This window comes from Streptomyces sp. NPDC111744 (genome assembly GCF_055634995.1).
Window position 1 is genome coordinate 1 of sequence record NZ_JBVKCG010000059.1, and the last position, 10,939, is coordinate 10,939.

The following is a 10,939-nucleotide window of genomic DNA, read 5'->3' on the forward strand; positions in this document are numbered from 1 at the left end:
CGCGACGGGTCGGGCGCCCGGGCGGGGCTGTCCCCCGAGATGGCCGAGAAGGCCTCGCTGGGCCTGAACACGCTCAAGGACACCATCGTGCGCGCGAGCACCGCCGGCGCGAACGCGAGCAGGAGTAACGACCTCAACACCGCCCGCAACCACACCACCACCATGCCCGGCCACGCCACCACCGGACGCGCCGCCTCGCCGAGAGAGGCGGAGGAGGGTCCGGACGACCTCCTGCAGGCCCGGCCCGTCACCGTCGCGCAGGGTGACTTCGGCGCCGTCGTGCACGACATCACCACTGAGGACACCGCACCGGACACCACTGGGGACGCCGCTTCCGAGGACGGCGGCTGGCCCGGCGCCTCCCTGAACACCCACCCCGTCACCGTCACCCAAAACGACTTCGACACGGTCCTGCACCACACCACCACCTCCGCCACGGGCGCGACAGGCGCCTCGGCCGCCCGTACCACCCTCGGCCCCGGCCTCACCCCGGGAGCGGGAGCGGGAGCACGCACCGCAGCTGGCACCGGGGCCGGAGGACGAGCGGGCGCCATGGCCGGGGCAGGCAGTGACACCGCAGCCCCGACGGGACCCGACCGCACCACAAGAGCCCTCGCCCACGCCCGCGCAGCAACCCCCCCGCACCCGAAGGAGATCGCCCTCCTCGAAGCAGCCCTCAAACGAGCACGCCCTACCCCCACCAACGGCAGCCCGCACGAACTCGAAACCACCTCCCGCACACCGGACACCACCTCCGCAACAGGCCCAACGACCACCACCACGACCAGCGCGCCGGCCACCCGCACCACCAGCACTACGACGGGCTCCGGAGCCGCAGCACGCGCCGGAGCAGGAGCACACGCCGGCACCGGGGGTGACGCGGCGGCTCCGGCAGGAAGCGGCCGTACCGTCGCACGCCCCGTCATCCGTACCACCGGCGGACCCCGCCCCTCCCGCACCACCGCGAGAACACCCGCCACCACGACCACCGGCCCCGCAGCAGAGCCTGATCTCGATCACACCAGCGAGGGCCACGACCGCCTCACCGACGACGGCCACCTCACCCAGGACGGTGGCCTGCCCGGCTTCGAGACACACCTGCCCACACCCCACACCACCCCAACGCCGAATACCCCACCCACCCCCCCCGCCCACACTCCCAGCGACCCCACACGCGACAAACTCATCACCCTCAACACCTACAACGCACTCACCGCACTCCTCGGCGGCACGTCCCTCCCCGACAAGGACGCCGTCGCCGACACCTTGACCACCGCAGCCACCACCGCAGAAACCGAATTCGGCGAAGCAATCTCCCACGCCATCACCGCGGCCGCCAAACACATCCGCAAACACGGACTCACCCACAGCCACGACCTCGACAACATCCTCCTCGACGTCGCCCGCCTGACCGAACCAACCCTCGACAACCAACGCCACACCATCGCCATCGCCCGCAGAACAGCCGAACTCCTCCTCACCGGCCACCCCACCCGCATGCGCGGCGGAACCACCCCCATCCCCACCACCACACACACCCGCAACGACGCCGCTCTGACCGGCCCCGAAACCCACCGGCCCCCCACCCACACCACCCCCGCCCGCACCCCGGCCACGGACCCGACCCCCACCACACCACCCACCCACACCCGGACCGACACCACCCCCGACACCCATTACCAGCACCCCACCCCACCCCACGCCTTCTCCGCAGACCCTGCCACCAGCGCTCCACGCATCTACGACATCGCCCCAAACGGCAGCCTGGCCGGCGTCCCCACCCACCTGACTGGGAAGAACACCCAGCCACCCGACACCCCCTCCACCGACACGAAGACCAGGCCCGCCACCACAGAGACCGACCCCTACCTGACCACCTCCCGCCACCCCGGAACGGAAGACAGAACAGGTGGAGAGCGCGCCCAGGCAGCCGTCCCGGAACACCAGGCGCAACCCATAACCGCATCGCCGACTTATTCCCAACAATACGGAAGGAAGCCTTCAATAATCACTGAATATACTTTGATAAACGGAAATCCCGAAATCAAAGGTGCAGCCTTTTTGCGCGTCAGTCCTGCCACCGCATCTGGGAGAACGGGCCGTGAGACATTTTTGAAATCGACTGGGGACGACTGGACGCAGCTTATCACCGTAAAGCAGGCGGTAGTCGGAGATGGGCATCCACCATTGCTCATTTCCGAGGACGGAACACTGGCCATGAGCAGCTCTCGCGAAGTGCGGGAGGTATTCACTACATTGAGTTGTCTGGAAAGCGCGGAAGCGCAACTTCGGGCCACAGGGAGCAATGTAAGACTCGTTCAAGACACCAGTGTTGAACTTACCCTCACGCACGGGGGAATGACTCGTACGCTTCACCCTGTGCGCCCCTATTTCAATCCACCCGCAGATGTCTGCCGAGATGTAGCCAGACACTTGATTGGAGGAATGCCTGATCACATCGTCTTCCGTTCTCCGGGAGATGTGACCACCCTTAGTCCGATGTCAGCTGCGGACAGTCTGGCAGTCCCCGAGATGCATCGACTTGCAAATGCCTTGGTCAATTTTACTGATGGAAGCATTTCACGGCGAGCGGTCGATACATCGTGGGCTTCCGACGAGACTGCTGTAGCCGCTGCGCACCGAGCTCCGACAGATCGACGATCAGACGCCGAGTACGGTCACTACACGAGTGCCAAGCCAGAGTACGCAGCACATCGCCTCAGAATCGACACGGCATCGGAGCGAATTGGAGTCAATGATCACGCCTGGGCCCGAGTAGGCGAAGCCTACCTAACCCAGTCCGTCGGCAGCTACGACGAAAGCGGTGACCTGACCCTTACCGATTATGCCAGGGAAAATCCTCTGACGGAGGCAGCGTTCGGCTACCACTATGCGGCCGTAGTCCTCGCCAGCGAGGATGGTTCCGCTCAGGCAACCCTCGAGAATTACTCGCGTAGAGGCGCTACGCAACGCGCCGCCGAAGCAGCCGTGGAGCAAAACATCATCCACTTCAGTGACAGGCTGGAATTGATGCGAGCAAGTATTCAGCAGGACGCTTCTCTTACTCCTGAACGCCAAGCGTCTCTATCCATTACTTTCGATGCACTAATCAAGCTTCGTGAAGCCATGAAGCAGCGCGATGCGTTCACTTTCCAGGATACTCCAGAAGGACCTCATCGAAATGAAGGTCTCCACGTACAAAAGTCTGTGGAAGAGGCAAAGAAGTCCGCACTGAGAGAAATCATTCGCGAGTCAAATGTGCAGGGTTTAAGGTCCCCCAAAGATCTCTGGTTCATGAGATTTGTGAGTAAGGGTCACACGTTTCACGACCACATGGTCGACCCGGCAGGACGTATGGTCAACCCCTTGACTGCGGTGGTGGTCGGCAGACACAAGGAGCTTCATGAAATATCTTGGGTCGTCAATTTTCCGGAACGGACAAAGGATCTGGAATCAAATGAAACCGCCACCAATCTGAGCCTGCTCGCTCAACACGCCGCCAGAGTAGGAATATGGAACCATCGGAACGGTCTCCCAGCACCAAAAATTACTGTGTCGGCTGGCGGAAACGGTTCTCTCATGAACCGCGAACGAGGAGCCCAGCGGACCGCACAACAGCGGATCGGCGTTCTGGAGGAGACATTTAGGAAGCTGCTTCAAGGCAGTCTTGAAAAGTTGCAGGAAAAGATTGCAGCAGCCGAACAATTGACCGTCGAACAGTTCGTGATAATCAGCGTCAACAGGAAGCGGTCTCTCCCCGATGGACCAGCGGACACGACGGCCGAGCAGAGAAAAGAGTTTCGTCGACAGGGCATCATTCGAATGGAAATGCATCCAGCAACTGATCACATCGGCGGCCTGCCCAAATCCAGCTCCCAGCCGGGTGGACCCATGGCGTCGACGGCTGCGGGCGGGAACTCGGACGGCACCGCAGTCGACAGGTCCGGGGCCGTTGTCCGGACGGGCAGATCCCTCGGCACCGGGACTGCCCCGTTCACCAAGGACGAACTGCACCTCCACAACGTCGCCGACCGCCTCGCCAGCCCGGCCACCGCATCCGACGCCACGGACGAGACCATCGTCAACGAGGAACCGGAGGCCCCAGCGACCACTGGCGCGAAGCCGCCTGCCAGGGGAGGCGCTTTGGCCCATCCGAGTTCGCTGACAGATGCAGGGAGAACCGGGAACGCCGACGTCGCCACACCCGCAACGGACCAGCACCCGCGGCCGGATCGAGGAGCCCTGCCAGGTGAAGATCCCCATGTTGACGCATTTGGTGCGGAGGAGCCGGCGAACAGCACAGAACTTGTCGAGTACGTAAAGACTCGGGCGGAGCGCATCGCCCGGCCGAGCGCGTCGCCCGGGGCGTGGGAACAGCTTGTTGCCAGGGTGGAGGCCCTGCAACCGCAGCACCGTCACTGGCTAGCCAAGCAACGGTCCTCCATGTTGGAGCCACCATTGATGAGGACCCTGTCCAGGTTGCTGTCCCCGGAGCAGTTCGGCGAGCTCGCTGCCCGCTTGATGATCCACGCGGACGGTCGGTGCGAGCAGCCTGCGACCGCAAGGAATCTAGCGATCTCAATGATCGGGCAGATGGCCCGGCACCGCGAAACAACGCTGAGCCTATTGGCCGCAGGTGCCGTGATCGTAATTTTCCCGAGAGAGATGCCGGTCTACGACGCAGTTCCGGAGTTTTCCGGACAAGAGGAGGAAGATCGAGCACTGACATCGCGTCAACGACCCGTGATCGCTCTCGGTGAGGAGCAGATCACCGGCTACCGGACGCCTCACGCGCCCGACCGGGAAAGCGCCCTCAACGGATATCCGGTTCCTGTTCACGAATATGCACATCTGGTGCACAACCACGCACTGAACCTTGTGCAAGACAACTTGATCGATAAATCATACCGCGATCGGTTGAATAAGGGGCGGAGTGCAGAGTGGCCGACCGGAACGCGTTTCATAGAAGCAGGGACGACGCAGTGGTCCGAGCCGTACTCTGCGGAAAATAGGCGGGAATACTGGGCCGAGGCCGTCGTCACCTACCTCACGGACGATCACCAGCGGGCCGATTATGTAGATACATACACGGCCGAGCCGGGTCGGGCCGGACGGTCGTGGATAATTAAAAATGCACCAGAGCTCCTCCCCTTGCTTGAGAGCATATTCGGCACGGATCCTCTGAATTTCTCGACTCTGGCCAATCCGATGATTGCGGTGGCGGCCGACGAACAGATGCATGAGGGTTTTGTGGGATTTTTCAGCGGCATCCAGGCCGCCCAGGAAGCCGCCGGCAAGCTCGCTGACCTGCCAGGCGGCTCGCATGTGGAAGAACTGCGCCGTTGGGCTCTTGAGGTTCGCAGCGAAACACCCGGTAGTCACGGTAGATATCTAGCGCATCCGAGTTTCCTGGACGGATTGCGGCCATTGGAAAGCAAAATTCCTGATGCTGACTATCGCAATTTGGTGGACCACGTCCATGCCGCAGCTCTCGCAACCCTGACGATGCCCGAACGCGCCGCATACGTGACCCGAATGTCCGAGAACTCGGTCTCCGCGCTCTACGAGAATGTTGATCGTCTGGCGTCCCGGAGCGCAGCCGATGGCCAGGCGACCCATGGGGCCGCCACCGCGGCCGGACATCGCTCCACGCCGGTCGACCTGCTGTCCCAGGAAGAGCTCGAAAGCCTGCGTGGCCAGCTGGATGGAGCGCGATCGGTGCAACGCCTGGCGAGGATGGCTCCCGGCCCACGATTCGAGACTCTCAACGGTGGTGATCCGGCTGTCCGCTCCAGCGTGTACGGCGATCCGCTGCTGCTCAGTCAGCTGCTCGGTATGCTGCCCTCGCCTGAAGCTGTCGCGGCGTTGGACCCAGTCTTCGCCGATTTCCTGCAAGCGTACGACGGTGGGGACAAGTGGCGTGACTATGTGACTCGGATGCCACCGATCGTACGGGACGTGTTCGTGCGCGTGAACCAAGAGAGCGGGCCGCTGCGTACCGGGTCGCTGCAGGGTGACGCCTACGAAGATCTCGCTGCGTGGTTCCACGCTGTCGGTGTGGCGCATCAATTGAAGAGTGCCAGCGCAGAGCGGCGGCGGGCATTGCTCATCACGATGCAGGGGTTTCCCGTCGCGCTGGATCCTGGAAATCCGAGGACGGAGGGCCTTTTCGATGGCCTGCCGTATCCGGAACGGTGGCGTCTCATGCAATGGCTGAAAGACGCAGCCAATGCCGAACGGGCCATGGTTTCGAATCGGGAGGGAATTATTTCGATGCTCCTCGAACTTCCTGCACCACGCTTCAACTCCTTTTTCGACAGCGATGGTTTGGCTGGGCGCAGGCTCGCGGAAAAGCTGACGGAACAGGAGCACTTCGAGATCGAGACGGATCTTCTCGTTGCCCGGCAGGCCGTGTACGACGCACACCGCCTCATCGAGCTCTCCTCTCGGGAATCCCGCCACCGCTTCCTTCTGGACATGGGCTCAGACAGGAGGACCTCGCTGGTGGACCATGTACCCCTGTACGAGAAGTACTTCAGAGATCGCAATTCGACCGTCTCATACCGGGACCTTCGCGAATCCAGAAGTCTGCAGAAATGGGCGACCCGGCTGTCTAGTCTAAATGATGCCGAGGCCTACATTAATTCGATCCCGATAGAAACCCTCCAGACGCTTTCTGGGGCCAGAGATCTTCTGCGTATGTCCCTCATTGATGCGGCGGGCGAGTTGCGGGGGAAGCACATCGACTCCCTGCTGGACAGCCGCATCGGCCGAGCGTAGGTCTCGGCCGGTAACTGCCGGTCACGACGACTACCAGCGGCTAACGAAATGAAGTGGCTGATAGCCCTGTCCAGGGCGGTGGTTGAGCATTGGATCCCGCGTCGGATGTCGCCGCGGATCGTGCCGGATGACCAGTGGGACTGCCTGGAGAAGCTGTTGCCGCAGCGCGAGCGGCGCTTTCGGCGGGATCCCGTGGGAGTACCTGCCGCAAGACCTCGGCTTCGGCTCGGGCACGACCTGCCGGCGCCGCTTACGAGACTGGAACCAGGCCGGTTGTCTGGCAGCGGTTGCACGAGGTCCCGCCGGCAGAACTGAACGCGCCTCGCAGCTTGAGACCGGGCCTTGCGTCCTCCCCGTCCCGGATGAACCGCTCGGCCGCCCCGCCCTCAGCATCTCGCAGAGGGACCGCTGCTCGTCGGGAGCCTGTTCCCCTACGTCGTGCAGTCGGCATGCAGCAAAGCCTTGTCCGGCGTGACCACTGCGAGCGCCACGGATCGAAGTCGACCTCGCCCGGACGGGGCGCCCGGGCCTGCCCGCCACGCCGGGCGCGGTGAGGTGCGCTGCGAGTCCGCTGGAAACACCGTGCACACGAGGTGGCCCCGAACGCCGCCCTCGTCTGCGAAGACCTCGATCGCTCACCCGGCCTCCGGATCGCTCTGACCACCACGTTCCTCGTCGTGCAACTTGTCGGCGAGTGGGGAGCGGACCGGGCGGGCGACGCCCGCCCGTCGCCGCCCCGGTCATCTGCCGGGCCATGCGGTCAACGGTCGAGAAATCCTTCGGTCCGGCTGCGGCGGACAGGCCCACGCCGATCGCTCATTCGTCGGTGGTCAGGAGAAGGGTCGCGATGTGATCGATGTCGACGTGGCTTCCCTCCGTGCCCGCCGGCACGAGTTCCTGTGCCCGGTCCAGGAAATCAGCGACGGCCGAAGCCTTCATGTCGAGCACCGCGGAGCCGAGTCGGGACCTGACGACAATGCGGACGATAGGACCATGCGACGACCGCCGGGGCGACACCAGAACGTTTCCTTCGCCCACTGGTCGGCTGATTCCTTCCTTCAAGAGACTGAGCGCAAATACCCAGTCGACCGTGCCGCTCGACGTCGCCCCGATCGACAGACGTACGGCGTAGGGGTCCGAGCAGTGGTAGTGAAATCCTGCGGGGAGTGAAACCTGCGGTTCACCTCCGACGACCACGTGCACTTCGAGCTCACAAGTGACGGTCGTCTCGGCGGCGCTTGAAAACGGTTGATTCATTTCCTGCCCGTTCAACAAGGTCTGGGGGATGGCAACTCTTGTCCGAAAAAGCCTAGGGCCGCCCGTAGCGGCCACTTGTCGGGAAATGTATGAAAGGTTGCCCAGGAGAGAACCGAACGCGATGGAACCCTGAGGCCGCGTCTCCGCCCGGGCGGGCCAGGGCAATTGTGAGGACCGGCCCGTCGGCGGCCTGTCCGGTGGCGACGACGAGCGGCAGAGGCCCGGCAGCGGCATCGCATTGGCAACGAGATGGATCGTTGCGAGGGCTGAGCCAACGCTCGGCGGCGGACACAGGTACTCCACAGATGCTCCGCTCACGGCGTGAGCGTGTATACCTTCCCATCACCCGGCATGATTTTGTGAATATCCTGTAGTCGTAAACCAGTCATGATCGCCAAGCAGCGCTGGTCTTCGTCGGCTCCGGCAGGCGGGCAAGTGGCCGCGGATCAGGCCGGGTTGGTCCAGTCGCACAGGGGCGAAGCACACGGGGGTGGGTCAGGTGACCGAAGAGAACGTCGGGTTCGGAGCGCTGCTCAGGCAGTTGCGACTGGAAGCGTCGCTGACGATCGAAGCGCTGGCCGAGGCCTCGGGCGTGAGCGGTCGCGGGATCGGAGATCTGGAGCGGGGACGCCGGGCAACTCCCCAGCGAGGAACCGTCGCCGCGCTGGCGAACGGACTGAACCTGCGCGAGGCGGAGCGGGAACGGCTGCTCGCCGCGGCCCGGATCGGCCGCAACCCCCGCCAGAGCCCCGCCGACGTGCGCGCCTTCCCGCGAGGCATCGACGACTTCGTCGGCCGGGAGCAGGAACTGGCACAGCTCACCGCGCTGGCAGGACAGGCGACCCTCGGCCGATCACAGGTCGTAGCGGTGTCCGGGCCTCCGGGCGCTGGGAAGACCACCCTGGCACTGCACGCCGCACGCGAGCTGGCGGATCGCTTTCCCGACGGGCAGCTCGTCCTCGATCTGCGCGGCATGGACGACGAACCCCCCATGCCGGCAGAGCTGACGCTGCGCGTGCTCAAGGCCGTCGGCGTCGCCGACCGGGACCTGGCCAACGCCGGACCGCAAGGTCACCCGGAGCTCTACCGGCAGGCACTGGCCGGGCGACGCTGCCTGATCGTGCTGGACAACGCCCGTGACGAGGCCCAGGTCCGCCCCCTCCTGCCGAGCGCGGGAGGGACGATGGTCCTGATCACCAGTCGAAGGATGCTCACCGGATTGGAGGACGTCGAGCGCCTGCCGATCGGCGAACTCACCCCCTCCGAAGCCGCCGTCTTCCTGACCGGCGTGATCGGCAAGGACCGCGCGGACACGGATCCCGACGCACTCTCCGAGGTCGCTCTGCGATGCGCGTACCTTCCTCTTGCCCTGCGAGTGGCAGGCAACTGGCTGGCGACGCGAACTGGTTGGACCGTACGCCGCCTGGCCGATCGTCTTGCTCTGCAAGAACGTCGTCTGGACGCCCTGGCCGCCGGCGACGTCCGCGTCTCGGCCGCCTTCGACCTGTCCTACCGCCAGCTCACCCCAAGTGCTGCCCGGCTCTTCCGCTTCCTCGCCCTGGTCGACGGTCCGGACGCCAGTGTCGCAGTCAGCGCCCAACTCACCGGGCAGGAGTTCTTCGATGCCGAAGACATCCTGGAGGAACTGGTCGAGACCGGACTGCTGGGATCTGACCAAGATCGGTACCGCCTCCACGACTTGCTGAAGCTGTACGCCCGCGACCGGCTGAAAGCCGAGGAAACCGAGGAAGCGGCCGCGGCGGCCAGGTCCGCACTGCATCGCTGGCTGCTGGAGACCGCCGTCGTGGCCGGCCGCTGGTTCGAGCCCGACCACGGTGCCCCGCCTCCCACTTGGCAGGGGACCGTCGACCTGTCGACGGCGGACAACGCCCGCCAGTGGCTCCAGACGGAGAGCATCAATTGGCTTGCAGCCTTCCGCTCCGCCGCCCACGAAGAGGACCATGCCGCCGTGGTCGAGCTCGCGGAAGCCCTCCACTGGTTCTCCGACCAGTGGATCTTCTGGGGACACTGGCCGGAGGTCTCCGCCACCGCCGCCGCCAGCGCTCAGGCCCTGGGCGATCCCGGTCTCGAAGCCACCCACCTGAACCTCCACGCCTGGGCCCTGCTGATCTGCGAAGGCCGCCACCACGCCAGCATGGAACGATCAGCCGAGGCGCTCAAAGCGGCTCGGCGCGCCAATGATCTTCCCCAGCAGGCCTGGTCCCACAGCTACACGGCCTGGGCGCTCAGCCAACTCGGTGACTACTCCGCGGCAGCACCGCACAATCGCGAAGCAGCTCGGCTGTTCGAGGCCGCGGGTGACATGCACGGGACCCTCCACGCCATGTGCAGCCACGCCGACACCCTGCTGCGAGCGGGACGTTACAAGGAATCCATCGCGGAGCACCTCCGTACGCTCGCATTTCTCGATCAGGCCGGCGACAGCATCGAACCTCATAGTGCTGCTTTCAATCGCACCAACGTGCAGACGTCCATCGGCCAAGCCCAAACCCTTCTCAAGAACTGGGCGAAGGCCGCCGACCACCTGCGCATCGCGGTGGACCTCGCCCGCGCGAGCGCGAATCCGGGGCTTGAGAGCCGCGCGTTGATCCATCTCGCTGACGCCCTGCGTGCCGGCGGACATCGGGAACAGGCCCGCGAGGTCTACATCCAGTGCGTGGATCTCGGAGAGTCCGCCAACCCCCAGCACGTGGTGTCGGCCCGAGAGCGCCTGGCGGAGCTCGATCAAAGCTGATCCTGTCCTTCCACGGCCGATCGCGATGCCCGTGCCTGCCGTCGGCTCGAGCTACGCTGGCGCACCCGCGCCGGTGCTCCGTGGCGGGATGTACCCGAGCGGTACGGTCCGTGGGAGACGGTCTACGGCCTGTTCCGGCGCTGGCAG

The 10,939-nt window shown here is 64.5% G+C and carries 3 protein-coding genes and 1 pseudogene; 3 read left to right on the plus strand and 1 reads right to left on the minus strand.

Features of this window, described 5'->3' with window-relative positions:
* The first annotated feature begins 39 nt into the window (after positions 1-39).
* The gene (locus ACZ7OO_RS43735; protein ID WP_471512963.1) at positions 40-6,780 is read left to right on the plus strand and encodes a hypothetical protein; all 6,741 of its coding nucleotides are present in this window, start codon (positions 40-42) and stop codon (positions 6,778-6,780) included.
* A gap of 816 nt (positions 6,781-7,596) precedes the next feature.
* On the opposite strand, the gene ACZ7OO_RS43740 is transcribed toward ACZ7OO_RS43735, so the two are convergent.
* A complete protein-coding gene (locus tag ACZ7OO_RS43740) occupies positions 7,597-8,052 on the minus strand; it encodes an SsgA family sporulation/cell division regulator (protein ID WP_471512964.1) in 456 nt (151 codons plus the stop codon).
* A gap of 475 nt (positions 8,053-8,527) precedes the next feature.
* Here ACZ7OO_RS43740 and ACZ7OO_RS43745 point away from each other — a divergent pair, with 475 nt between their 5' ends.
* Entirely contained in the window at positions 8,528-10,792 is a 2,265-nt protein-coding gene (locus tag ACZ7OO_RS43745) for an ATP-binding protein (protein ID WP_471512965.1), read from the plus strand.
* A gap of 57 nt (positions 10,793-10,849) precedes the next feature.
* Positions 10,850-10,939, plus strand: a pseudogene (locus tag ACZ7OO_RS43750) (transposase); the annotation flags it as partial.

Bases quoted from the DNA above. Each gene is read 5' to 3' on its own strand.
- ACZ7OO_RS43735 (WP_471512963.1), top strand. From the start codon at position 40: ATGGCCGAGAAGGCCTCGCTGGGCCTGAACACGCTCAAGGACACCATC.